This is a genomic window from Acinetobacter sp. 479375, from assembly GCF_000581715.1.
GTDB classification, from domain to species: Bacteria; Pseudomonadota; Gammaproteobacteria; order Pseudomonadales; family Moraxellaceae; genus Acinetobacter; species Acinetobacter ursingii.
The window spans coordinates 23229-48625 of sequence record NZ_JEZN01000018.1 but is presented as its reverse complement, the minus strand read 5'-3'; the positions used below and the strand labels follow the sequence as shown (position 1 = coordinate 48625).

22 protein-coding genes are annotated in these 25397 nt (G+C 40.7%); 11 read left to right on the top strand and 11 right to left on the bottom strand.

From position 1 onward, the window contains the following. Positions 1–42: 42 nt before the first annotated feature. From folP to rlmE, 3 genes are all read right to left on the bottom strand, one after another. On the bottom strand, positions 43–894 hold the full coding sequence (gene folP / locus J500_RS13210) for a dihydropteroate synthase (protein ID WP_004990207.1): 852 nt from the start codon (positions 892–894) through the stop codon (positions 43–45). Positions 895–1025: 131 nt separating this feature from the next. Continuing rightward, positions 1026–2921 (bottom strand): ATP-dependent zinc metalloprotease FtsH, encoded by a 1896-nt coding sequence (gene ftsH / locus J500_RS13205; protein ID WP_034699969.1) that lies wholly within the window; start codon positions 2919–2921, stop codon positions 1026–1028. Between the two features lie 134 nt (positions 2922–3055). Continuing rightward, a complete protein-coding gene (gene rlmE / locus J500_RS13200) occupies positions 3056–3706 on the bottom strand; it encodes a 23S rRNA (uridine(2552)-2'-O)-methyltransferase RlmE (protein WP_004990210.1) in 651 nt (216 codons plus the stop codon). Between the two features lie 219 nt (positions 3707–3925). Here rlmE and yhbY point away from each other — a divergent pair, with 219 nt between their 5' ends. Then, positions 3926–4249 (top strand): ribosome assembly RNA-binding protein YhbY, encoded by a 324-nt coding sequence (gene yhbY / locus J500_RS13195; RefSeq protein ID WP_004990213.1) that lies wholly within the window; start codon positions 3926–3928, stop codon positions 4247–4249. A gap of 13 nt (positions 4250–4262) precedes the next feature. After that, positions 4263–4799, top strand: a complete 537-nt coding sequence (locus tag J500_RS13190) for a DOMON-like domain-containing protein (RefSeq protein WP_004990215.1) — start codon at positions 4263–4265, stop codon at positions 4797–4799. A 62-nt stretch (positions 4800–4861) separates the two neighbouring features. Here J500_RS13190 and J500_RS13185 read toward each other — a convergent pair whose 3' ends face one another. Continuing rightward, positions 4862–5287 (bottom strand): hypothetical protein, encoded by a 426-nt coding sequence (locus tag J500_RS13185; RefSeq protein WP_004990217.1) that lies wholly within the window; start codon positions 5285–5287, stop codon positions 4862–4864. 321 nt (positions 5288–5608) lie between these two features. Here J500_RS13185 and carA point away from each other — a divergent pair, with 321 nt between their 5' ends. The 4 genes from carA to J500_RS13165 all read left to right on the top strand — a co-directional run bounded on the left by carA (position 5609) and on the right by J500_RS13165 (position 11194). Beyond that, complete coding sequence (gene carA, locus J500_RS13180; protein WP_034699966.1) at positions 5609–6748, top strand: glutamine-hydrolyzing carbamoyl-phosphate synthase small subunit; 1140 nt, start codon at positions 5609–5611, stop codon at positions 6746–6748. A 14-nt stretch (positions 6749–6762) separates the two neighbouring features. Then, positions 6763–9996, top strand: coding sequence for a carbamoyl-phosphate synthase large subunit (carB, locus tag J500_RS13175; protein ID WP_004996597.1), 3234 nt, complete (start codon positions 6763–6765; stop codon positions 9994–9996). A gap of 89 nt (positions 9997–10085) precedes the next feature. Further along, complete coding sequence (gene greA, locus J500_RS13170; RefSeq protein WP_004990223.1) at positions 10086–10562, top strand: transcription elongation factor GreA; 477 nt, start codon at positions 10086–10088, stop codon at positions 10560–10562. Between the two features lie 194 nt (positions 10563–10756). Beyond that, entirely contained in the window at positions 10757–11194 is a 438-nt protein-coding gene (locus J500_RS13165) for a universal stress protein (RefSeq protein ID WP_004996590.1), read from the top strand. A 17-nt stretch (positions 11195–11211) separates the two neighbouring features. Here J500_RS13165 and J500_RS13160 read toward each other — a convergent pair whose 3' ends face one another. Then, positions 11212–11520: an MGMT family protein gene (locus J500_RS13160; protein ID WP_004996589.1), complete on the bottom strand. Its 309-nt coding sequence runs from the start codon at positions 11518–11520 to the stop codon at positions 11212–11214. 251 nt (positions 11521–11771) lie between these two features. Between J500_RS13160 and J500_RS13155 the strand changes: the two genes are divergently transcribed. Further along, positions 11772–12215: a universal stress protein gene (locus tag J500_RS13155; protein WP_004990231.1), complete on the top strand. Its 444-nt coding sequence runs from the start codon at positions 11772–11774 to the stop codon at positions 12213–12215. 61 nt (positions 12216–12276) lie between these two features. On the opposite strand, the gene ppk1 is transcribed toward J500_RS13155, so the two are convergent. Both ppk1 and mtgA read right to left on the bottom strand, forming a co-directional pair. Beyond that, on the bottom strand, positions 12277–14370 hold the full coding sequence (gene ppk1 / locus J500_RS13150; protein WP_004990233.1) for a polyphosphate kinase 1: 2094 nt from the start codon (positions 14368–14370) through the stop codon (positions 12277–12279). A 138-nt stretch (positions 14371–14508) separates the two neighbouring features. Then, positions 14509–15183, bottom strand: coding sequence for a monofunctional biosynthetic peptidoglycan transglycosylase (gene mtgA, locus J500_RS13145; protein ID WP_004990234.1), 675 nt, complete (start codon positions 15181–15183; stop codon positions 14509–14511). Between the two features lie 80 nt (positions 15184–15263). Between mtgA and J500_RS13140 the strand changes: the two genes are divergently transcribed. Beyond that, on the top strand, positions 15264–16094 hold the full coding sequence (locus J500_RS13140) for a rhomboid family intramembrane serine protease (RefSeq protein ID WP_004996587.1): 831 nt from the start codon (positions 15264–15266) through the stop codon (positions 16092–16094). Between the two features lie 32 nt (positions 16095–16126). Here J500_RS13140 and J500_RS13135 read toward each other — a convergent pair whose 3' ends face one another. Next, entirely contained in the window at positions 16127–18592 is a 2466-nt protein-coding gene (locus J500_RS13135) for an ABC transporter permease (protein ID WP_004990237.1), read from the bottom strand. Beyond that, a complete protein-coding gene (locus tag J500_RS13130) occupies positions 18589–19326 on the bottom strand; it encodes an ABC transporter ATP-binding protein (protein WP_004996585.1) in 738 nt (245 codons plus the stop codon). Before J500_RS13130 ends, J500_RS13135 begins: the two co-directional genes overlap by 4 nt. A gap of 93 nt (positions 19327–19419) precedes the next feature. On the opposite strand from J500_RS13130, the gene J500_RS13125 reads away from it, so the two are divergent. Next, positions 19420–20007 carry an arylesterase gene (locus tag J500_RS13125; RefSeq protein ID WP_004996583.1) on the top strand — a complete coding sequence of 196 codons (588 nt, stop codon included), beginning with the start codon at positions 19420–19422 and terminating at the stop codon, positions 20005–20007. 35 nt (positions 20008–20042) lie between these two features. Here the strand turns inward: J500_RS13125 and J500_RS13120 are convergent, their stop codons facing one another. Further along, positions 20043–20657 (bottom strand): carbonic anhydrase, encoded by a 615-nt coding sequence (locus J500_RS13120; protein WP_010588747.1) that lies wholly within the window; start codon positions 20655–20657, stop codon positions 20043–20045. A gap of 320 nt (positions 20658–20977) precedes the next feature. Between J500_RS13120 and J500_RS13115 the strand changes: the two genes are divergently transcribed. Then, positions 20978–22027: an alpha/beta fold hydrolase gene (locus tag J500_RS13115; RefSeq protein WP_004996580.1), complete on the top strand. Its 1050-nt coding sequence runs from the start codon at positions 20978–20980 to the stop codon at positions 22025–22027. Between the two features lie 178 nt (positions 22028–22205). Continuing rightward, positions 22206–23201, top strand: coding sequence for a hypothetical protein (locus J500_RS13110; RefSeq protein ID WP_004996578.1), 996 nt, complete (start codon positions 22206–22208; stop codon positions 23199–23201). Positions 23202–23268: 67 nt separating this feature from the next. Here J500_RS13110 and J500_RS13105 read toward each other — a convergent pair whose 3' ends face one another. Continuing rightward, positions 23269–25338, bottom strand: coding sequence for a TonB-dependent receptor domain-containing protein (locus J500_RS13105; protein ID WP_004996575.1), 2070 nt, complete (start codon positions 25336–25338; stop codon positions 23269–23271). Between the last annotated feature and the right edge of the window lie 59 nt (positions 25339–25397).

The window sequence follows — 25397 nt, the reverse complement described above, 5'->3', positions numbered from 1 at the left end:
TCAGCAATTGAAGGATCTTTAGGCAAAATAAGATTGACGCTTTTAAGCTTGATTCATTGCCTGCCAAATTCGAATTGCATCCACAGTTGCCTTAACATCGTGTGCGCGCACCAGTGAAGCCCCCTGCTGGATACTCAACAAATGCGCTGCCACACTACCCACCGCACGTTGTTGCGCATCAGCACCGCCCAATGCCTCGCCGATAAAACGTTTACGTGATAATGCCGATAAAATCGGATAACCCAATTCATTCAACTTCCAAAACTCTTGCAAGAGCTTTAAATTTTGTTGCGCATTTTTAGCAAATCCAAATCCCGGATCAATCATAATATTTTCTGCTTTCACACCCGCAGCCAATGCTTCATCAATCCGAATCTTCAACTCATCGATGACGTCTCGTGTTACATCGCCATATTGAGCCAACTGATTCATGGTCGTTGGCTCACCGCGCATATGCATGACAATCACGGGAACGTTCAGCTCAGCAGCAGTCTCTAGCGCTTGAGGGCGAGTTAATGCTCGAACATCATTCCAGATATGTGCGCCAGCCTCGACAGCAGCCCTAATCACATGAGGTTGACTGCTATCAATTGATAAAATCACGTCTTGCTTTGCCAATAGTTCAACAACGGGCACTACTCGTCGAATTTCTTCCTCAACCTCCACAGGTGATGCCCCCGGTCGTGTAGACTCCCCACCAATATCAATAATGGAAGCGCCATCTGCAATCATTTGCATGGCATGCTCATAAGCCTGCTGTTTTTGATGATATTGCCCGCCATCACTGAATGAGTCAGGCGTTACATTTAAAATACCCATCACCTGAGGTTGAGATAAATCGAGTAGGTGCTGACCACACTTGAGTTGTCGCTGAGGTAAAGGCATTAAACGCATGAATTGACTCCTGTTGTTGAGGCGTATTTTAACAGTATGTTTTCTAATGCTAGTTGATTTAATTTCACATCAAGCTGAATAATATGCAAATAAAAAGAGCTGCCGAAGCAGCTCTTGTAACACTTAAATCATTAACCCATTGAAGGCAACGGTGGTGGTGTAGAAGGACCACTACTTGGCGGATCCAAATCTACCACAGGATTTTCAGCCACATAGACTTTTGGTGGACGTGGTTCACGACCTTCCATAATGTCACGTACCTGCTCACGATCAATCGTTTCCCAGTCCAGAAGCGCCTTAACCATCACATGCGCTTTATCCTTGTTATTTTCAAGAATATCCCAAGCAACTTTATATTGTTCATCCAGAATGCGACGAACTTCCTGATCGACCTGCTGCTGTGTTGCTTCTGAAATGGTACGACTGCCTACATTTCCAAAGAAACCATTCTGGTTCTCATCTTCATAGACCATCACGCCTAACTTATCGGACATACCATATTTGGTCACCATCGCACGCGCCATTTTAGTTGCACGCTCAAAGTCATTGGATGCACCGGTGGATTGCTGATTGATAAAAATCTCTTCGGCAATACGGCCACCAAATAAAATCGAAATTTCATTCAGCATTTTGTCTTTATAATGACTAATCTGGTCTTGTTCAGGCAATTGCCAAGTGACACCCAAGGCCCAACCACGCGGCATAATCGTCACTTTATGTACAGGATCAGTACCCGGCAACATCTCAGCAACAATCGCATGTCCAGACTCATGGTAAGCCGTTGCACGACGCTCTTCTTCACGAAGAATCATCGATTTACGCTCAGGTCCCATATAGATCTTGTCTTTAGCATCTTCAAAATCATGCATATCCACCGTATTTTTATTACGACGAGCTGCAAACAAAGCTGCTTCATTTACAAGGTTAGCCAACTGTGCACCAGAAAAACCCGGTGTACCACGTGCCAAAACTTTTAGATCTACACCAGTAACTGAAGGAAGTTTCTTCAAATGAACATTCAGGATTTGCTCACGACCATTAATATCAGGCAAACCAACCATCACTTGGCGGTCAAAACGACCTGGACGCAACAAAGCTTTATCCAGAACATCTGCACGGTTAGTTGCAGCAATGACAATTACCCCTTCATTACCTTCAAAACCGTCCATTTCAACCAACATTTGGTTCAAAGTCTGTTCGCGCTCATCATGCCCACCACCTGTACCTGAACCACGGTGACGACCGACCGCATCAATCTCATCAATGAAGATAATACATGGTGCATGGCGTTTCGCTTGCTCAAACATGTCACGGACACGGGACGCACCCACACCGACAAACATTTCAACAAAGTCAGAACCAGAGATACTAAAGAACGGAACTTTGGCTTCACCCGCAATGGCTTTGGCTAATAAAGTCTTACCCGTACCCGGTGGACCCACCATAAGCACACCACGTGGAATGGTTGCACCCAAACGCTTAAACTTTGCAGGATCTTTTAAGAAATCAACGATTTCAACGACTTCCTGCTTCGCTTCATCACAGCCAGCGACATCTTTAAATGTCACTTTAATCTGGTCTTCTGAAAGCATCTTGGCCTTAGACTTACCAAAACTCATTGGTCCGTTTTTGCCACCAGCTCCCCCACCCATATTTCGCATAAAGAACATGAATAACAAAATGATGAGAAGTACAGGAAAACTAGCAATGAGAAGTTGCATCAACAAGCCCTGACGTTGTGGTGCAGTTCCTTCAACCACGACGTTATTTTTGTTTAGGCTTGGTAAAAGCTCGGTGTCTTCAACCTGCGGACGTACTGTCTCAAAATGAGAGCCGTTGGTTTTTTCACCACTAATATTTAAACCATCAATAGTGACTTGCTTAATTTGACCAGCATTCACCGCAGTAACGAATTCTGAATAATTCATTGCTGATGGCTTATTGCGGTCACTGATGTTACTGAAAATCAAAATCAGAACACCAAGTATTATTAGCCACAATACGGCATTCTTGAAGAGATCGCTCAAAGCTTTATTCCCATTATCAATCTAATTTGATCATGCCCATTACGGGGTAGACCCTAGTAAACAGCAAGTCTAATGCTTGCTACAAGTTGAAATTGTACAAAATGCACAATTTTTCTCGACTTGGCAAGTAAACTTTATCGCATTGCCTTTTTACGCCCCTGCCCGATCAAAAATACTTCTTTTGAACGCGCACGGGAAGCTTCAGGTTTTACAGTTTTCAACACATCAAAACTATCGACGACTTGCTTTCGAAACTCATCGAAACCAGCGCCCTGAAACACTTTTACCACAAATTGTCCATTGGGGCCGAGTACTTTCTGGGCAAAATCGAGAGCCAGTTCACATAAGTAAATCTGTCGAGGTTGATCGACAGCCCTATTACCTGATGTATTGGGGGCCATATCTGAAATTACAATATCTACAGTACGACCATTTAAAATATTTAACAATTTTTCGAAGACTTCCTCTTCGCGAAAGTCACCTTGTAGGAAGGTAACATCTGGAAGTGCATCCATAGCTAAAATATCAGATGCGATGACCAATCCTTTACTTCCCACCAGTTTTCCTGCAATTTGCGACCAACTGCCTGGGGCTGCACCTAGATCAACCACCGTCATACCCGGTTTGATCAGTTTGTATTTTTCCTGAATTTCAAGAAGTTTGTATGCAGCACGGGCACGGTAACCTTCTTTTTGTGCTCTTTTCACAAAAGGATCATCAAGGTGTTCCCGCATCCACGCACGACTACTCTTCGATAACTTCTGATTGGTAATGCGTGTCGCCATAACTCACTAAATTATAAAAAACTTCTGATCTGTTATTGTACGTGAAAAATACTGATTTTGCAGTATGCATATGTATCTAGAATTAACACTTTCATGATCTTTTTTTCAATGATCATGATCGAATATTTCGTATATTTATGCGTATTGGCTGCATGCTGAATCTATCTTAGATACGGGATGCAAGTTATACTAGGTCGTTTTTACATTCAGGTAGTTTTCATGGCGGCTTTATCTATTCAAGAGCGCAAACGTTTACGTCAGATCGGACATGCGCTAAATCCTGTGGTCATGATCGGTGGGCAAGGTTTAACTGAAAACGTGATCGAAGAAACCAACCGTGCTTTAAACGACCATGAACTGATTAAAGTAAAAGTTGCAGGTGAAGATCGCGAAGTTCGTGCACAAGTCATTGATGAGCTTGCTCAAGCCACAGGTGCAGAAGCAGTTCAGAAAATTGGCAAAATCGTATTACTCTACAAAAAAGCACCGAAACAAAATCCGAATTTATCCAATCTGGTTCGTCACGCTCATTTAGCCAAATAAATCGATTTTAATTATGGCAAGTTATGAATTGATGTCTTTCGATCGTTTTGAATCAATCTCATTGGTTGGAGCGATCGAACAACAATCTCCATTTACACTCAATGTTGGTTATTGGCTACGTGATCCTAATCATTTAATGCTTTGGCCAGAGCAAGTTGCAGCTCATCCACGCCGTGATTTTTTGTGGGAGCAAACCTGTTTTGAAATTTTCATTGGGGTGAAAAATCAGGATTTTTATCGCGAGATTAATTTATCCCCTTCTGAAGCATGGCAAGCCTATCAGTTTGAAGAGTATCGTTATCCTGAAAATATACCGCCAATCGCAGCTTACGACATTGAGTTAAATCAATTGAAACGAACCCATTATGGGATGAATGTAAGTGTGGACTTAACAGTGTTTATGCAAAAGCATCAACTGAAATGGTCTGATCTTTATGTAGGTTTAAGCGCCGTTTTAAACACATCACAAGGTATGCATTTTTATGCCATGCAACACAGCAGCCCATCAGCTGATTTTCATAATAAACGCGATTGGCTACATGAGTTTTAATACAATTATTTTGAGCTATTTAAACCAGTAAAAGTAGTTACTTTTACTGGTTTTTTTGTTTTTTAGTTCTCACGTACTTTATTCCATGCTTCAACAGCATGTTCTTTTGAGCGTTTGAGTACGTCAGTTAAAGTATCCTTGTGTTTTAAAGTAATTTGACCTAAATCATCTTTAATTTCACGACCGACTTTACCAAGATCTTCTACCAAAGTTCCAAACTCTTTTTTAATGACATCACCAAGTTCGGTTAAATCACCTTGAGAGTTATTAAATTGAGACTTAATAATGTCAACGCGCTGTAATACATCTTCTTTAAGATGCGAAAGTTGGGTTTGAATGGTTTGATTCAATTCTTTTGCTTCAGCTTCAATTTTTTCCTGTGTCTCAGTTAGAACATCTTTTACCTGAGCACTTGTTTCAGTATATAACTGTTCAACTTGTTGTTGGTGTTCTTCAACAACGGCCTTCAATGGTTTTTTTGCTGGCATGTGATGATCCTCTTTTTTTGAATTATGTCAGTTTTTATTTTAAATCGATCAACATTTACCCACCATACAAAATTGTTAGACAATACTTATTTTACAAACTGATCCCGATAAAAGGCCAACATCATTTGTATTACCTAAATAAGTCAGGATTTGCTTTAAAATGCGTAGACTTTCACAGACTTCATGCGTATAATGCGCTGTTAAGTTATAAGCGAGCAGACCAAGAAGGAGGGCGTGTTTTTTTAAGACAGCCGGCCTTTTTTTATGTCTACTCGCTTTTTTACAGCCCTATTTTTGTGGTTTTAATTCAGGAGCTTTGGTTTGAGCCCCCCCGCCATTTTAGCCCTTGCTGATGGAACGATCTTTAAAGGAACGTCTATTGGTGCAACGGGATCAACGACTGGTGAAGTCGTTTTTAACACAGCCATGACTGGCTATCAAGAAATTCTGACCGATCCAAGTTATGCACAACAACTGGTGACGTTAACTTATCCTCATATTGGTAACACTGGTTGCAATAGCGAAGATAATGAATCGGGTCGCATCCACAAAGTTTGGGCAAATGGCTTAATCATTCGTGATCTTCCATTACTGCATAGTAATTTCCGTGCAGAGCAATCCTTAGGCGACTACTTAGAACAAAATAATGTCGTAGCGATTGCCGATATTGACACCCGTAAATTGACACGTATTTTGCGTGATAAAGGTGCCCAAAATGGCTGTATCCTTGCGGGCGAAAATATTACAGAAGAAGAAGCACTTGCGAAAGCACGAGCATTTGGCGGCTTAAATGGTTTAGACCTTGCGAAAGAATGCTGTGACCCAGATGGCTTTGAATGGACTGAAGGTTCATGGGAGCTGGGTACAGGCTTTAGTCAACCTGAATTAAAATATCATGTGGTTGCATACGATTACGGTGTCAAAACCAACATCTTGCGTATGCTTGCAGACCGCGGCTGTAAATTGACTGTTGTTCCGGCTCAAACACCTGCTGAAAAAGTATTAGCGTTAAATCCAGATGGTGTGTTTTTATCTAATGGTCCAGGCGATCCAGCCGCGTGTGACTATGCCATTGAAGCGGTAAAAACGATTGTTGAAACCACGACGTTACCTGTATTTGGTATTTGTTTGGGACATCAAATTTTAGCACTTGCTTCAGGTGCCAAAACCATGAAAATGAATCATGGTCACCACGGTGCCAACCATCCTGTACAAAATCTTGAACAAGGTACAGTGATGATTACTTCTCAAAACCACGGCTTTGCTGTTGATGAACGTACCTTACCTACAAACTTAAAAGTGACACATCGCTCACTGTTTGATGGTACAAACCAAGGAATTCATCGTACTGACAAACCAGCATTTAGTTTTCAGGGTCATCCTGAAGCCAGCCCAGGTCCACATGACTGTGCCCCATTGTTCGATCATTTCATCGAACTTATTGAAGCCGCTAAGAAGTAATTAAGGAGCGAATAATGCCTAAACGTACGGACATAAAAAGCATCCTGATTATTGGTGCGGGTCCTATTGTGATTGGTCAGGCCTGTGAGTTTGACTATTCTGGTGCACAAGCCTGTAAAGCGCTTCGTGAAGAAGGTTATCGCGTGATTTTGGTGAACTCCAATCCTGCGACGATTATGACCGACCCTTCTATGGCGGATGCAACTTATATCGAGCCAATCACTTGGCAAACGGTTGCACAGATTATTGAAAAAGAACGTCCAGATGCGGTTCTCCCAACCATGGGTGGTCAAACGGCATTGAACTGTGCATTGGCACTGGATGAAAACGGCGTTTTAGAGAAATACAACGTTGAATTAATCGGTGCAAGCAAAGACGCAATTGAAAAAGCAGAAGATCGTAAACTGTTTGATATCGCAATGCGTAAAATCGGGTTGGAATGTCCAAAAGCCGCCATTGCAGAAAACATGCAGGAAGCTTTGGAAATTCAATCACGCTTTGGCTTCCCTGTCATTATTCGTCCATCGTTCACCATGGGTGGTTCAGGTGGCGGTATTGCATATAACCGCGAAGAATTCCTTGAAATCTGTGAACGTGGTTTCGATCTTTCTCCAACGCATCAGTTATTGATTGATGAATCATTGATAGGCTGGAAAGAGTACGAAATGGAAGTTGTTCGTGATAAAAACGACAACTGTATCATTGTCTGTGCCATCGAAAACTTTGACCCAATGGGTGTTCATACAGGTGACTCGATCACAGTTGCACCAGCCCAAACACTGACAGATAAAGAATATCAAATCATGCGTAATGCATCGATTGCCGTTCTTCGTGAAATTGGTGTTGAAACGGGTGGTTCTAACGTTCAGTTTGGTATCAATCCTCAAGACGGCCGTATGGTCGTGATCGAGATGAACCCACGTGTTTCTCGTTCATCTGCACTTGCCTCTAAAGCAACAGGCTTCCCGATTGCTAAAATTGCGGCAAAACTGGCAGTGGGTTATACCCTTGATGAGTTGAAAAATGACATTACAGGTGGAACCACACCTGCATCATTTGAACCATCGATCGACTATGTCGTAACCAAGATTCCTCGTTTTAACTTTGAGAAATTCCCACAAGCTGAACCTGTACTGACGACGCAGATGAAATCGGTCGGTGAAGTCATGGCGATTGGTCGTAACTTCCAGGAATCTGTACAAAAAGCACTTCGTGGCTTGGAAGTAGGTGTATCTGGTTTTGATGAAAAAATTGAAATTGGGACTGAAGGCGCACGCGAGAAAATCCAGCATGAACTGAATGTTCCTGGACCAGAGCGTATCTGGTATGTTGCAGATGCTTTCCGTCACGGTTTTAGCCTTGATGACGTATTCAATGCAACCAAGATTGATCGTTGGTTCCTGATCCAGATTCAAGACATCATCAAAACTGAAGAACAAGTGAAAACCTTGGGCTTTGGTGACTTGAATGCCGATAATATTCGTGCATTTAAACGTAAAGGTTTATCTGACCTGCGTATTGCTGACCTCATGGGTATTTCACAAAAACAATTCCGTAAACAACGCTGGAATTTAGGTGTCTATCCTGTTTACAAGCGCGTGGATACGTGTGCAGCCGAATTTGAATCTTCAACGGCTTACATGTACTCAACTTACGATGAAGAATGTGAAGCAAATCCATCAAACCGTGACAAAATCATGGTGATTGGTGGTGGTCCAAACCGTATTGGTCAAGGCATCGAGTTTGACTATTGCTGTGTACATGCGGCACTTGCAATGCGTGAAGATGGTTATGAAACCATCATGGTCAACTGTAACCCTGAAACAGTTTCAACCGACTACGATACTTCTGATCGTTTGTACTTTGAACCTGTTACCCTTGAAGATGTGCTTGAAATCGTACGTACCGAGAAGCCTAAAGGCGTAATCGTACAGTACGGTGGTCAAACACCTTTGAAATTGGCTCGTGCTTTAGAAGAAGCAGGTACGCCTATCATTGGTACATCTCCAGATGCCATTGACCGTGCAGAAGACCGTGAACGTTTCCAGCAAATGATTCAGCGCTTACAGCTTCGTCAACCGAACAACAGCATCGTCAAATCTGCTGAAGAAGGTATGGCAGAAGCATCTAAAGTAGGTTATCCGTTGGTCGTTCGTCCATCTTATGTATTGGGTGGTCGTGCCATGGAAATCGTCTACAATGATGAAGAACTGAAACGTTACTTACGTGATGCAGTTCAAGCATCCAATGAAGCACCTGTTTTGCTTGATCATTTCTTGGATGATGCGACTGAAGTTGATGTCGACTGCGTATCTGACGGTAAAGATGTGGTGATTGGCGGTATTATGCAACACATCGAACAAGCAGGGATTCACTCAGGTGACTCTGCATGTTCAATCCCACCTTATTCTCTTTCTGACACCATTCAGAATGAAATGCGTCGTCAAACTATCGCGATGGCAAAAGAACTGGGTGTAGTGGGCTTAATGAACGTTCAGTTTGCTGTAAAAGGTGATGACGTTTATGTGCTTGAAGTAAATCCACGTGCATCGCGTACGGTTCCATTCGTATCGAAATGTATTGGTGAATCTTTAGCTAAAGTTGCTGCACGTTGTATGGCAGGTCAAACGCTTGCTTCTCAGGGTTTTACTAAAGAAATCATTCCGACTCGCTTTGCTGTAAAAGAAGCAGTTTTCCCATTCGCGAAATTCCAAGGCGTTGATCCAATGCTTGGGCCTGAGATGAAATCGACAGGTGAAGTGATGGGTGTCGGTAAAACCTTTGGTGAAGCGTTCTATAAAGCAGTATTGGGTTCAAATGAACGCCTGCCTGGCTTACCGACTGAAGGTGAAATCAAGCATGCTTTCTTGTCTGTACGTGAGTCAGATAAAAAATATATTGCTGATATTGCTAAAAAACTCGTGGACTATGGTTTCAAACTGCTTGCTACAGGTGGAACTTATCAGGTACTTAAAGATGCAGGTTTGGCATGCGAACGTGTAAATAAAGTAACTGAAGGCCGTCCACATATTGTTGACCGCTTGAAAAATGGTGAAATACACCTTATTGTCAATACCACTGAAGGTAAACAAGCTCAGTATGACTCAGCCATGATTCGTCGTGCAGCCCTACAAGGCAAAGTGTATTATACGACGACTATTAATGGTGCTGAAGCAGTTTGCCAAGCTTTTGCAATTCAATTACCAATGGATGTATATCGCTTGCAAGATTTACAAACTGTAGGTTAATTCGTTACCGATAAGCCCGTCACTTTATCGGTGGCGGGTTTTTTGTTTTTTTAAAAAGGTCAACTCCCATTTCATTTAGAGGGACTAAAATGCAACGTTATCCAATGACTCCAGAGGGCAAAGAAGCTCTTGAGAAAGAATTACACCAGCTAAAGACTGTGGAACGTCCACGTATTACTCAGGCGATTGCTGAAGCACGTGAACACGGCGATTTGAAAGAAAATGCTGAATATCATGCTGCGCGTGAACAACAAGGCTTTTGTGAAGGTCGTATTCAGGACATCGAAGGCAAATTAGGTGCAGCTCAAGTCATTGATATTCATGAACTTGAAAAAAATGGTCGTGTGGTTTTTGGGGTAACGGTGACCATTGAAAATCTGGACACTGAAGAACGTAAGACCTATAAAATTGTAGGTGATGATGAAGCTGATTTCAAAATCAATAAAATCTCAGTGAACTCCCCTATTGCACGTGGCCTTTTGGGCAAAAATGAAGGCGATGAAGCCAAAATTGTCACCCCACAAGGTGAAGTCGAATATGAAGTGGTAAGTGTTGAGTATCTCTAAACATCTAGTTTAATGACTTAAAACCCACAAGACTCAAAAATTAATATCCAAATGCTACGCCTGCAAAGGTTTAGGTTTGGATATTTTTATTAGATTTAAATTGTTGGAATGTGCTATTTCTGCTAAAAATATCATTTAAGGTTTATTCTCTTTATCCACCTAATGCATACCTAAACTTAATATGAGACTATAAAATGAGCTATCAGCATATACTGGTTTGTGTAGATGATTCTGAACCTTCTATCAAGGCACTAGAACACGCCATACAATTAGCCAAGAGTTTAGGTAGTCAAGTGGCGGTCTTAGAGGTCTTGGAACTCGACCCGATGATTGCTGAGGACTATATAAATAAGGGGCAAAGTAACGTATTGATCGATCGAGCAAAGGATTATATCTTGGCTTCGCTAGAAAAGATTAAAGTCCAATATTCAGAAGATGGATTAAGCTTAAGCATTCAATATCGTGAAGGCCTCTCAATTGCCGAAACAATCATTCAGACCGCTATAGAGCTTGAAACTGATTTACTGGTGATGGGGTCACATGGTCGCACAGGTTTAAAGAAACTTGTATTAGGTAGTGTCGCTCAAACTGTATTGGCTCAAAGTCCAGTACCTGTTCTTATTGCTAAATAAATCTATTTTTCAAGAGATCAATTCCATTGGTATTTTTTTAGACTCACTTTCCCTGCAACTACCACAACATCTTCCTCAAGTAATTTCATTTGCTGGATATTTTCTCCACGTGCATTTAATCGACTGGTGCTGATTTTGCCTTGAGCATTAATCACACGATGCCACGGCAAATCACTTTCAGGATCAAGATGTTTTAAAACATATCCCACTAACCGCGCATGTTTAGGGAGCCCCGCCAATTGGGCAATTTGTCCATAACTGGCGACTTTGCCATAAGGAATCAGAGCCACTACTTCGAGTATCTGGATATAAAGTTCTTTGGTCATTTATATGCCACACATATCGTGATCGTCTTTGTTGAATAGGATTCTCAATCTGCTCGACTTTAGTGTAAGCATGATAAAGCTGCCGATTAATTATGCTATTTTATCACTGTATTGCATGTGATTAACTCAAAGTAATCCTCGAATATTCGTTCGGCTCAAACGACATATTTAAGGCACTATGATGATAACGTTGAAAATATATACACAATAACTTTTACAAACAATTTTTTATAATGAAAAGGAGTTTACCGATGTCATATCAACATATTTTAGTTCCTGTTGATGGTTCATCTACTGCCCTTGCTGCGGTTCATCAAGCGGCACAATTAGCAAAAACCTATAATAGTCAGGTGACCATTTTACTGGTCGTGACGATTGATCCTTTTATTGGGGTTGAATATGTCAATGCTGAAAGCCAAAAAGAAGATGCCATCAATCGTGGACGCGCCATGATCCAAGATATTTTGGAAGAAGCAAAACAAGTGTTTTCATCACAAGGCGTCGAAGCAAATACTAAAATAGTCGAAGGTCAGGAAATTTACAAAGAAATTGTGAATGCTGCAACAGAGGTAAATGCTGACCTTTTAGTGATGGGTTCACATGGCCGTACAGGGTTTAAAAAGTTAGTATTGGGTAGTGTGGCACAAAAAGTATTGGGAGAGATTTATATTCCAGTATTGATTGTTCGAAGTTAAGTATGAATGTTCAGACATAAAAAAAGAGAATCATTCGATTCTCTTTGGGTTCAGATTTAATTTACTTAAAAATTTCCAATAGAGTTTGCTGTGCATTATGAGGTTCCTCACCTTCAGCGAGTTGAGCACGCACCCATGTTCCATCCCCTTGCAGCAACCACGCTTGCTGGTTATCTTTTAAATAATTCACCAAACCTTGCTGATAAATTCGTTTCTTCAACACTGGATCTTCGATCGGGAAACACGCCTCAACACGATTGAATAGATTACGATCCATCCAGTCTGCGCTCGAACAATAAATCCGAGCATCGCCATTATTACTAAAATAATAAACGCGGGTATGTTCTAAAAAACGGCCGACAATGGATCGAACACGAATATTTTCAGATAGTCCAGGTAAACCAGGACGCAAACAGCAAATCGAACGAATGATCAAATCAATTTTAACGCCTGCCTGCGAAGCCTCATATAGTTTGTTAATCAACTGCATTTCAGTCAATGCATTGACCTTGACAATAATCTGGGCGGGCTTGCCTGCTTTGGCATTGGCAATTTCATCATCAATAAAATTAATCAATTGAGCGTGTAAGGTAAATGGTGCATGTAACAGCTTTTTCAGCTTTGCCATTTTACCCATTCCCGTCAATTCCTGAAAAATACGATGGACGTCATCGCATAATTCTTTCTCTGTGGTCAGCAAGCCGTAATCGGTATAAATACGGGCATTACCTGCATGGTAATTCCCTGTACCCAAATGTACATATCGAACCAATTTATTATTTTCACGGCGCACCACCATGATCATTTTGGCGTGAGTTTTATAACCCACAATACCATAGACCACGACTGCTCCCGCTTCTTGTAACAGGTTTGCCACTTCGATATTGGATTCTTCATCAAAACGTGCACGTAACTCAATAATAGCAGTCACTTCCTTACCATTACGCGCTGCTTCTGCTAAAACCTGAACAATCTCAGAATCCGCACCACTACGGTATAAGGTTTGCTTGATTGCAAGAACTTGTGGATCACGTGCTGCTTCACGCAGTAAATTGATGACAGGAGCAAAAGATTCAAACGGATGATGCAGTAAAATGTCCTGCTTCTGCATCGCTGCAAAAATATTTTCTGATTTTTTGAGTATTTTTGGAATGACAGGCGTATGCGAATCATAACGCAAATGCGGACGTTTAAAATTGGATAATAAACGTGCAAGATTGACGGGACCATCGACTTTATAAAGCTGTTCTTCGTCCAGATCGAACTCATCTAGTAAATATTCATAGATATGCTTTGGACAGTTTTCAGTAACTTCCAAACGCACTGCACGACCAAAACGGCGTGAACTTAATTCACCTTTTAAGGCTTTAGCCAAATCTTCAACGTCTTCATTTAAGGCCAAGTCTGCATTACGCGTCACACGGAACTGATAACAACCTGTCGCAGTCATTCCTGGGAACAGGTCAGAAATATGTTCATGAATAATCGCAGAAAGCATCACATGATGTTCTTTACCGCCAGTTAATTCATTGGGTAAACGTACTACACGTGGCAACGAACGTGGTGCAGGTACAACAGCCAAATCAATCTGACGACCAAAAGCATCTTTGCCTTCTAAAGTGACAATGAAGTTCAGGCTTTTATTGACCAAACGCGGAAATGGATGCGCAGGATCTAAACTAATCGGTGTTAATACAGGTGCAACTTGTTCCTGAAAATATTTTTTAATCCATGACGATTGGGCAGGTGTCAGCTCACCGCGACGTAAAAAGCAAATATCTTCTTCACGCAGCTTTGGCAAAATTTCTTCGTTTAATATCCGATATTGGCGTTCAATGGCGGCATGTGCGGTTTTAGAAATTTGATCTAGAACCTGTCGTGGGGTCAAACCATCTGGGCTACGACTTTCATTGCCCAAATACATTTGCTCCATGACACCAGCCACGCGGATTTCAAAAAACTCATCCAGATTACGCGAAAAAATCAGCAGGAAGTTCATCCGCTCTAACAGAGGATGTAATGGATCGACCGCTTGTTCCAAAACTCGCAAATGAAAATCGAGAATTGAAAGCTCGCGGTTAATATAGCGATCATTATAAGTATACTCTGCTTCTGTCGGCATAGTTTCAGACGGTGTTGTAATCGCGGTATTCATGCATTCAACCTGACATTATAAATTTTTGATGCCTAAACAAGGCTTTTAAATAGTATGCTGCAAAATTATGACAATTTCATAAAAAAAGCTCGTATTCACAAGCTTTTTTAAAAATTACCACATTCTAAAACCAGATATTTACGGAATCTGGCTATAGCGCATATATTTTAAGGTAAAACGCTGCTTAAACTTAAATTTTGGATCATTACGGTTGGCTTGATAACCTTTTGGATTTGGCAATAATGAAGCCAAAAATGCAGCTTGTTGATTGGTTAAGCTTCTCGCGCTTTTATGAAAATAATATTGAGAGGCGGCTTCCACGCCATAAATATTATCTCCGAGTTCAACCGAGTTCATATACACTTCCAAAATACGCTGCTTTGACCACATGCGTTCCATCATCCAAGTTGCAACAGCTTCCTGACCTTTGCGAATCAATGAGCGTTTATTATATAAAAATAAATTTTTTGCTAATTGTTGCGAAATAGTGGAACCACCATTGACGACTTCGCCTGATTTTTCATTTTTCTCAAGTGCATACTGAATACCATCCCAGTCAAAGCCATGATGTTGTAAAAACTTACCATCTTCTGCCGCGACAACTGCGCGTTTAAATGTATCGCTGATATGGTCATAGTCACGCCATTCATGATGCAACGGCTCAGAAGGATCTGACCAATAATCGATGCGCATAAACATCGTCGTTTCAACGGGATGCGTTCGCCACCAAGCCAAACTACAAAAAATCCATAACTGCACCAGAAGAATAAAACTGACAAGAATTAAAACAGCGCGAACAATAAATTTCTTCATGCCAGATGGGTTCTCCAGAAAATCACGTATTTCATGTTAAGCTTAAACTAAGCATTATTGATATATAACAAAAGCATATCATGTCTGAATATAGTCCTCCGCAAGTAAATCGTAAACTTGAAGTCAATCTGTGGTGGATCACCGCAGTTTTAATCGCCATGAATGTGGGTTTATATGGCTGGCAAGTGCTATCAGGTGTCGATGCCACCAGCCCGACAACAGCTGATGCCATCCGTTGGGGTGCAGACTTCTCGCCCCTGACTTTTCTGGAACAACCACAACGTTTATTTACCAGTATGTTCTTCCATTTTGGACTGGTACATCTGATGCTGAATATGTGGGCGCTGTATATTTTTGGCAGTATTGCAGAACAAATGCTCGGGCGTTTTTATTTTATCGGGTTGTATCTATTGGCAGGACTGATGGGTAGCTTGCTCAGCAGTTACGTCACTATTCGTGACAGCTATGCATTACTTGAGCATTTTGATCCTCTTGCGGGACTACAATCGTCCCTCATCCCTCATGTAGGCGCAGGTGCCTCTGGTGCGGTGATGGGACTTGGTGCAGCACTCACCATTTTGGCCTTGTTGCCTGCTTTACCCGATCAGCGTTTTATTTTAGATAAAAAATCTTTAGTGATGGTCATGGCAATTAACCTTGCCTTTGGTTTTATGGCAACAGGCATTAATAATGCGGCGCATATCGGTGGCATGATCATGGGCGCTTTATTGGCAATGACTTGGTATATCAGCCAAAAGATACATCAAGCAAATCTAGGCGCAGTAGTTGGATTGATCATCGGGGCAGTATTGTGTGCCTTATTTTATCAATACTGTGTCAGTCTGATTCCACCGATTGAGCCACTTTGGCAAGAAATTTTAGCGCAAATGAAAAGCCAGCTGGGTATATAGCTGGCTTTTTATAGTTTGATTTTACTTAAAGCTTAAGATTGGTTGATTTCTCTTAAACTTTGTAAAGGTGGAATATCACATAGATAACTGAGTCGATATCGTCCAATCAAGGCACAAATCAGCATCATGGCAACAGGTAAAATCAGCCAGATTTCAGGATGCCATTGTAGAGCAATGTTCATTTTATAGCTGGCAATGGCACTGATAATTTCAGCGAAGAAACAGGATACTACCCCTGCAATTAAACCGATAAATCCAATTTCCAAACTCAACATATGTTTAAGTTTTGACTTGGATAATCCAAAGGAACGCATCAATGCCACTTCTCGACGGCGTTCATCCATGAGTAGATTCAAACACGCCACTAAGACTAAAATTCCAGACAGCCCAACCAATATTGCCAATACCGTAATCACTTGAACCAATACGCTGACCAGTCTTTTAATTTCATCCAGTATCAAACTGACATCAATAAAGACAGTGTTAGAAAAACGTTGAATCACCTGAATCAATTGCGTCTTATCCTGTGGTGGAACATAAAAACTGCCTAAATAACTTCCTGCATTTTCATCCATGCTGTGCGGTGAAAAAATAAAGAAGAAATTCGGACTAAAGCTTTCCCACTCTACACTTCGTAAGTTGATGACCCGCGCAGATAACGTCCCTTCTGGCAAATTAAATGTCAGCTTGTCTCCGACTTGTATGCCTAATTCTTCAGCCAGTTTAGCCTCAACTGAGACTTGATTGACCTGATTAAATAAAGGTTGACCTTGTGTAATGACATTGTCCTTTGGCAAGGTTTCTGCCTGAGTCAGATTCAGCTCACGACGTAAAGAATTATTGTGTTGAATCAAGTCGGCTGCAAAGGGCTGATCATTTTTGGCAACTAACCTTCCTCGAATATTGGGATATAAAGGCGTACTATGCCAGCCATTTTTTTCAAGCTGTTGCTTAAACTCAGGCATATCAAAAGGCGGCAACCCATACACAAATTGATTTGGCGTTCCTTCTGGTAATTGTTGTTGCCAACGCTGCAATAGATCTGTGCGTAATACAGTTAATACAGTAATTAAACTCAAGCCCAAAGCCAGCGCCGTAATCTGTAAAGCCGTATGTGCAGGTGTCCGTATATATCCCGAAAACTGATTTTTGAGGCGCTTAAAGAATTTTAATAGGCTCCAGACAACCCCATATAGAATCGCGCTCAGTAAAAGTATCGCCGCCAGCATCAGACCACTCAGTTGAATATTTTCACTCAGCGCCATACTAAACACCGCTAAACTCAACACACCTGCTAAAAACATAAAAGCAAATGATCGTTTAGAACGTGTTTCCTGACGAATCACCCGAATTGGAGGCGTATTTAGTAACTCCCAGATACTCGGCAAGATAAATCCTGCCATCACTACGATACTGGTGAATATCGCAATCGGTAATGGGCCGAACAAAAATGCAATCACTGAGAAACTTAACTCGAGTTGCGGAATCAACTGCAACATCAGTTGTAATAAGCCATAGCCAAGTCCCACGCCTAATAATGAGCCAATCAAGATTGATATGAGACTGACTACAGCCAATAATCCAAGATATGCCCAGACGATCTGTACACGAGTCGCCCCGAGACAACGCATCAAGGCAATGTGATCCTGATTTTGTTGGACATAGCGCTGACTGGTTAAAGCAATGGCGATACCACACAGCAAAATCGTTAAAATATTGGCCAACTGTAAAAACGTATCCAGATTTTCAATTGGTTTCATCAAACGTGTATTGCCTTGCGCAGCATTACGCAGCCTTAAGCTCGATTCTGGATCAGCCTCTGTATCATCCTGAACATGATGTTGCGCTTTGAACTTTTTCTCAAAATTTTGAATATGTTCAGGCGTTCCAGCCATCAATAACCGATATTCAATCCGACTACCGACTTGAATCGCATTGGTTTTGGCAATATCTGATTGGTTAATCATGACAGTGGGAGAAAATCCAGAAAAGCCCAATTCCTGATTGGAATCATGCTTAATCACACCCGTAACTTTAAATGCACCATCTGCGATAAAGATCTGCTCACCCAACTTAACCTTAAGTAAATCCATCGCGCGTGGACTTAACCAGATTTCACCAGAGTTGATCTGCGTTGCTGGAGGTTCAATCTGTAATTTTCCACGTAACGGAAAGTGTGTATCAATTGCTTTAACATTGACCATGACAAATTGATCATTCGTTCGTGCCATTGAGCTAAAAACAGTGACATTAGATTGCTGAAAGTTTTCAGTAGTTGCTTGTTGCTTCCATGTATCTGCAATAGGTTCATTGTCAGAAAGCACTAAATCGGCTGCTAACATTTCAGCAGCTTGTAGAGTCACAGCATTTTGGATCTGATCATTACTAAATTTAAGGGCAGTGGTTGCACTGATGGCAAGTGACAAGGCAATGATGAGTAAATAAATACCGCCCGTCCGAAAGCTTTGGATAAATAAGGGTTTAAGCAATGCACTCATGTCCCATCCTCCATCTGATCAACTGGATGAGAGGATTCTTGGGCAGAGACTTGATCTTCAAATAATTTACCATCGATCAGTTGTAAGCGACGCTGACACATTGCTGCCAGCTTGGCATCATGCGTGACCAAAATCAGTGTCGTGCCTAATTCACGATTCAGTTCAAATAGCAGGCTCTCAATGTCTTGTGCAGTTTGACCATCCAGATTTCCTGTCGGTTCATCGGCAAAAATAATTTTGGGTGATGCAATCAAAGCACGTGCAATGGCTACACGTTGCTGCTCACCACCCGACAAAACTTTGGGGGTTTGCAATGCCTGACGTTCCAACCCGACTCGTTTTAACCAAGACAAGGCTTTTTCTTCAGCCTGCTGATAATCAAACTTTGGCTGCAAACGTAAAGGCAGCATCACATTTTCCAGCGCACTCAAATGTGGTAACAGTTGAAAAGACTGAAATACAAAACCGATATTTTCCAGGCGAACTTTTGCTCTTGCTTCTTCATTCAGTTGATGTACGGCTTGCTCACAAACCCATACCTCGCCTGAACTCGGCTGATCCAATGTGGCCAATATCCCTAAAAGAGTGGATTTTCCTGACCCCGAACGCCCAGTAATTGCAACTTGCTCACCTGCATAAATATCGAGATTGATATCATTTAAAATAGTTAATATTTTGTTATTAAATTGAATGGATTGTGTCAGTTGGTGGGCAGAAATAATCGGTTGTGGCATGATGGTCATTATCCTGTCTGATGCAATGATCGGTCATTTTTTAATATGCAAATTTTAAAACACTTGTTCAAACCCAAAACTGTAAAATACTACATGGTTGCTACGCTCAGTCTGATCCCTTTTGCCGTAGATGCAAAAACCATTCTGATTGTGGGAGATAGCATCAGTGCAGGTTATGGAATCAATCCTGAACAAGGCTGGGTTCAATTATTGCAAAAACGTCTTGCCCAACAGTATCCGAAACAGCATAAAGTGGTCAATGCAAGTGTGAGTGGTGAAACCACCAGCGGTGCGCTGGCCCGAATGCCAAAACTACTACAAAGCTATAAACCTGATGTGGTCGTCATCGAGTTGGGTGGTAATGATGCATTACGCGGCCAACCGCCTCAAATGATCCAAAAAAATTTGGGGCAACTGGTACAACAGAGTCAGCAAGCCAAAGCGAAAGTATTATTATTTGGTATGAAAATTCCGCCTAACTATGGAACGGCTTATAGCCAAGCCTTTGAAAATAACTATAAAGTGATCAGTCAACAATACAAAATCAAACTACTGCCTTTCTTTATGCAAGGCATCGCGGGACATAAAGATCTGATGCAAAATGACCAGATTCACCCGAATGCCAAAGCACAAAGTATTTTATTGAATAATGCCTACCCATATATTAAAGGCGCGTTATAACGCGCCTTTAACTCAATTAAACATCTATAGGATGCTTAAAAATCAAAAAAAGTCACTTCGCCCGTTTCCAGTGAATATTCAGCACCCACCACGATCATTTTGCCCTTTTCGATCAGGTGTTCAAGTACAGCAGAACCATGACGTAACTGATTCACCGAAGCAAATACATTGGAACGAACCGCATGCATACATAACTTTGCATGGTCATGTTTTAGATCAGTTTGCAGTAAAATTTCAACGGAAGGACGGACTCGATTGACAATTGACATCAAATTGTCAGACGGCGGATGATCTGGATTCATCAACGTATCGACTGTGGCCTGAATTGCCCCACAGTGACTATGACCCAACACCACAACCACGGCACAATCATAACGTTCAGCCGCAAACTCCACACTTCCCACTTGTGACGGTGCAACAATATTGCCTGCCACACGGATCACGAACAAATCACCTAGCCCTTGATCAAAGACAATTTCAGCAGGGACACGCGAATCAGAACATCCCAAAATAATGGCAAATGGATTTTGGTCTTGAGCCATATCGGTACGTTCTTGATGTGATAATAATTTGCGGTGAGTCACTTCACCTGTTGCAAATCTCTTATTACCCGCTTTAAGACGTTCAAGCGCTTCCTGAGCAGTGATCATTTGTTTTGCCATCAAATAATGAGTTCAAAATAGTGTAATAAGCTAAACTCTGAAAGTCACTGACAAAAACTAAACTATGACAATCTTTCTCCATTTTGATATTTTTTTAATCAATTTAAGATAATAACTTGTTGTCTATAAATTTATTTACATTTTATTTCGATAATAATACGACCTATTTAACATTTTTTGAGTCTAAGCAGTTGACCAAATTGACTATAATTCTCCTAGATTTTTTTTAGCAGCAAATGACGGATACAAAGCCTTTATTTCATAATATAAAGCCTCAAAACGTCAGCAACTTTCAAGGATGAAGTTAAATGACTTTCCGTATTCCTCACATTAACTTTTTCTATACATGGGCATTTGCTATGAGTATATGTATGGGACTATTTGTTGGGGGAAGTTTACAAAATGCTCAAGCCTCAGACTGTCATTTTAATTTACATGACGAACTGCAACAGCAACGTAACTGGGCTGGCTTAAAAACCAAAAGCTTAAAAGTAGATGATATTACTTGGGTCTATAGCGAAGGCGGTGCATCAAATAAACCAACGATTTTATTGATTCATGGTTTAGCAGGCAGCCGTGATAACTGGAATTCAATTGCCAAAGTATTAACCCCTTATTATCACGTGATCATTCCTGATCTGCCTATGGCGGGCGATACCATCGTTCCAAAGGATTTTGATTTATCTGTACCCAATGTCACTGAAAAACTTCGACGTTTTACCGAAGCTGCACATGTGTCCAATCAGATTAATATTGTCGGGCATTCGGTTGGCGGTTCAATTGCTTTGCTATATGCATCGCAATATGCGTTTGACACACAAAGTCTATTTCTCATCAGCAGTGCGGGCGTTTATCATTCCGCCAATACTATTTACCTGAAAGATCCAACTTATCTCAAACAATTGATTGTTTCCAAGAAAGGCGATCTGAATTATGTGCTGAATCAAGTCATGTATCATCAGCCATTTTTGTCCAATGATTATAAAAATGCGATGGAACAAAATTTAATCACCCATGCACAGGAAACCAGTAAAATTGTCGATCAACTGGTGGCGTTAAAACGACTTTACACTCCAGATACATTTTCAGTTTTAGCGCGCTCGATTGAAGCCCCTACCTTAATTTTATGGGGTGCAGACGATAAAATTGTTAATGTCGAAGCAGCGGGTGAATTAAAGAAAATGTTGAAACGTGCTGAAACGCCAATTATTTTAAATCATGTCGGACATATGCCAATACTGGAAGCGGATCAATTGGTTATTCAATACTACTTGCCTTTTTTGGAAAAAACCCAAAAACAAAAAAATCCACTAACCGACCCTTTGGTGTCCCTAGGTAGACATTCCGTTTCCGATTAAAATAACAGATGAATCACTAGACTTGTTTCATCATTGTTTAAACCCGCTTTATTTTTCTCCTACAGTGAGAAATAAAAGGGAGTTATGAAAAAAGTCTACTACACATTAAAAGTTAAACATGCAGAGATGATTTTTAAAGTAAAGTGTTTAAAACTCAGACATTTAATTTAGAGATATTATGAGCAACCCGATCATTGACCAATTAATAGAAGCACAGCTTGATTTTCTGGATCAGGAGTTTTCTCAAAAAACGACGATTCAATCTGAGTTTTCTGAATTTTATCATTGGTTTAGAAAGCAACAATTAAAAGATTTATGGTCATTTGAACAAATTTATCATTTGATTCAAACTCAAATTTTAGATACTGCTGCAAGTCCCTTTTTAATTGAGCAAATTACTGAGCATATTCGTTTTGCCTTGATCCATCCGAGCAATGATCAGACAACAATTGAAGATATTATCCCTGTGGTAACGATTGACCATATCGCCCAATATGTGGCAAGTAAAAGCGAACACCGTAAGGCACTGATTAAACGCATTACCAATAATCCTGCATTTTCAACCATGGTGACGCAGCTCATCCAACATTCTATTCAGGATTATCTGGATAATTCCCTCATGAATAAAAAAGTTCCTGGTGTTGGGCGTTTCATGAAAATGGGAAAATCTGTACTTGAATCTGTGACTGACTCCAATCTGGATGACACAGTCGCTAACTATTTACAAAAGAATATTATTAAGCTAAGTCAGCTGAGTGAAACAGTACTGAATCAGCATTTTAATGATGAAAAGCTTTATCAATTTCAGGCCAATTTATGGCATAAAATCAAAAAATTACCTGTAAATATTGTGCGTAATTATATTGAAGTCAATGACTTACCTAAAACCGTGGGAATGGGGCATGAAATCTGGGAACACATCCGCCAGACCGATTATTTAAAACAACAAGTGCATGATGGTGTCTATGCATGGTATGCACGCAATCAGGAACGTTCTTTTGATTTATTGTTACGCGATATAAATATCAATGAAGAACTGATTCAGAATCAACTCACCGAATTATTAACCCCCATTATTCAGGAAATGGTTCAATCCAAACATTTGCGTGAACGCGCACGACATTATTTGGAAAAGTTTTATTATTCTGAACAGGTTAAAAATATTCTTAAATGATTGATCTAAAAAGCCGCTGATGCGGCTTTTTAGATGGTAATGACAAGATTGGGTTGGGATGCAATGATTAGAAGTTGGCTACGAAACTAATGCCGTAACGACGACCATCAAGCAACTGGTCACCATCAGCATTTTCTGCTTTTTCATTTAACAGGTTATATACACCAAATTTACCTTTCAGATTTGAGGTAAATTGATAGTTAAAACCAACATCTAAAAACTCATAGCCAGGATTTGGATTAGACATTGATGTACGGCTTAAATATGCAGAAGTTTCGCCGCGATAATGCAAACGTGACCAGATATTTAAAGCATCATTAATGTCGTAATCAACCGTAATATTAAACATATGTTCAGGCATTTCGTTTAAAGGACGACCTTTAAATTCACCCGATTTAATTTCTGTATCTGTGAAAGTATAGTTTGCACTTACAGTCATATACTCGTTCACATCTGATTCTACAGTCGCTTCGATCCCTTTAAGTTCCGCTTTATCAACATTGATACGGTCACTAATAAAATAGAATGGTATCGCATTTTCGGCACATTTCCACGCAGCAACATTATTTCGGTTGGCTGTAGAGCCATCTGTATCTGTTTCACAAGTACGAACTTCGGTAATTTTATCTTTAAACTGAGTGATATACCCTGTTAGTGATGCTCGAAGATAATCATTTTTCCAGTTAAGTCCTAGCTCTGAAGATACACTACTTTCTGGATCAAGCTCTGGATTGGCACGAATGATACCGCGTCCTGTAGGTGTTGGAGAACCACCACCACCTGTGACGCTATAGAAACCTTCCGTTGCTGAACGAATGTCAGGTTGTTTATATCCCGTGGAAACGCCACCTTTTAATGTTAAGTTATCATTGAAGCTATACACACCATATAGGCGCGGCGAAAGATTTCCTTTGTAGTTTTCATCATAATCATAACGTAAACCACCTGTGAGATTAAAACGATCGGTCATACTCCAAGTATCTTCCAAAAATACAGCAGCAGACCAGCGTGTCAGTTCACTAAAAGTTGGAATGTTTGGATTACGGTTAGTCGCTTTGTCATTTAATGATTCATCTTTATAGTAAGCACCAAAAGATAAAACATGATCGGCTAAAGTCCAGTTCCATTGGTTATTGAACGTCCAAGTCTCTAGTTCTATACCTTTAGTGTCTAACGTAGTATTTTCACGGTCAGGGTTTTTAGAATTTTCGTATTGTAAATACGTCGTGCTATTCAGGCTGTCTGTGTAACGCCCATTATGTGTAATCGAATAAACATCGCGATAATTACGTGAAGATGAATCAGCTGCATTGGCTACAGCTTCCACTGTTTTTCCGACCGTCGATTTACTTTCTTGTTTAACAAAATTAGCATCTAAAGCAAGGTCATGATGATCATTTATCAAATAGGTTAAACGTGTATTTAAACTTTCTCGTTCATTACCACGAAAACCACCGACATATTGGTCTTCTTCACGCTCTTGTTTATTAACATTGAGTTGTAAACCTAATTTATTTGGAATAAGTGGTCCTGCAAGATAAACCGATCCATTCTTAATATCTCCAGCATCGCCTTGATCCTGAATGACCGTACCTAACTCAACTGTACCTGTCCACTCATCGCTTACTTTCTTAGTAATGATATTGATGACACCACCCATGGCATCCGTACCATACAACGTTGATGCAGGACCCCGAATAATTTCGATACGTTCAATTGCCGCTATTGGTGGCAAGATATTTTTTTCAAATCCATTATCATCCCCATTAGGGTTTACATCTTTAGAATATTGACGTTTACCATCGACCAAAAATAGCGTGTAGTTTGATGACATACCACGGATACTGACCGTCTGAGCAGAACCTGAACCTGAAATGACCACCCCTGGCGTATTTCTAAGCACATCAGTTATATCGTTATATTCACGTTTATCCAGCTCTTCACGGCTAATGACGGTCATAGATGCAGGTGCTTTAGAGACGTCCTGTTCGTAACCTGTAGCAGTAACAACGATGGTCTCAAGTTTTACCTGTTCCGTCGGTTTGTTACTGATCGCACCATCTTGATTAATTTCAGTATTTGCAATAGCAGACATACTTGACAAAATTGATGCCGCTAAAAGTGAACGCCGAATCATTTCCCACCCCTTATGATTTCTTAAAAACTTAAAATAAGCTTAAAACTCGCAGGCATTTT

Bases quoted from the DNA above. Each gene is read 5' to 3' on its own strand.
- mtgA (WP_004990234.1), bottom strand. From the start codon at position 15,183: ATGAAGAAATTTATTGTTCGCGCTGTTTTAATTCTTGTCAGTTTTATT.
- J500_RS13190 (WP_004990215.1), top strand. From the start codon at position 4,263: ATGGCAAGTTATGAATTGATGTCTTTCGATCGTTTTGAATCAATCTCA.
- yhbY (WP_004990213.1), top strand. From the start codon at position 3,926: ATGGCGGCTTTATCTATTCAAGAGCGCAAACGTTTACGTCAGATCGGA.
- J500_RS13185 (WP_004990217.1), bottom strand. From the start codon at position 5,287: ATGCCAGCAAAAAAACCATTGAAGGCCGTTGTTGAAGAACACCAACAA.
- J500_RS13115 (WP_004996580.1), top strand. From the start codon at position 20,978: ATGACTTTCCGTATTCCTCACATTAACTTTTTCTATACATGGGCATTT.
- J500_RS13140 (WP_004996587.1), top strand. From the start codon at position 15,264: ATGTCTGAATATAGTCCTCCGCAAGTAAATCGTAAACTTGAAGTCAAT.
- greA (WP_004990223.1), top strand. From the start codon at position 10,086: ATGCAACGTTATCCAATGACTCCAGAGGGCAAAGAAGCTCTTGAGAAA.
- J500_RS13155 (WP_004990231.1), top strand. From the start codon at position 11,772: ATGTCATATCAACATATTTTAGTTCCTGTTGATGGTTCATCTACTGCC.
- J500_RS13135 (WP_004990237.1), bottom strand. From the start codon at position 18,592: ATGAGTGCATTGCTTAAACCCTTATTTATCCAAAGCTTTCGGACGGGC.
- J500_RS13165 (WP_004996590.1), top strand. From the start codon at position 10,757: ATGAGCTATCAGCATATACTGGTTTGTGTAGATGATTCTGAACCTTCT.
- ppk1 (WP_004990233.1), bottom strand. From the start codon at position 14,370: ATGAATACCGCGATTACAACACCGTCTGAAACTATGCCGACAGAAGCA.
- J500_RS13120 (WP_010588747.1), bottom strand. From the start codon at position 20,657: ATGATCACTGCTCAGGAAGCGCTTGAACGTCTTAAAGCGGGTAATAAG.
- J500_RS13160 (WP_004996589.1), bottom strand. From the start codon at position 11,520: ATGACCAAAGAACTTTATATCCAGATACTCGAAGTAGTGGCTCTGATT.
- folP (WP_004990207.1), bottom strand. From the start codon at position 894: ATGCGTTTAATGCCTTTACCTCAGCGACAACTCAAGTGTGGTCAGCAC.
- J500_RS13105 (WP_004996575.1), bottom strand. From the start codon at position 25,338: ATGATTCGGCGTTCACTTTTAGCGGCATCAATTTTGTCAAGTATGTCT.
- rlmE (WP_004990210.1), bottom strand. From the start codon at position 3,706: ATGGCGACACGCATTACCAATCAGAAGTTATCGAAGAGTAGTCGTGCG.
- J500_RS13130 (WP_004996585.1), bottom strand. From the start codon at position 19,326: ATGCCACAACCGATTATTTCTGCCCACCAACTGACACAATCCATTCAA.
- J500_RS13125 (WP_004996583.1), top strand. From the start codon at position 19,420: ATGGTTGCTACGCTCAGTCTGATCCCTTTTGCCGTAGATGCAAAAACC.
- carB (WP_004996597.1), top strand. From the start codon at position 6,763: ATGCCTAAACGTACGGACATAAAAAGCATCCTGATTATTGGTGCGGGT.
- J500_RS13110 (WP_004996578.1), top strand. From the start codon at position 22,206: ATGAGCAACCCGATCATTGACCAATTAATAGAAGCACAGCTTGATTTT.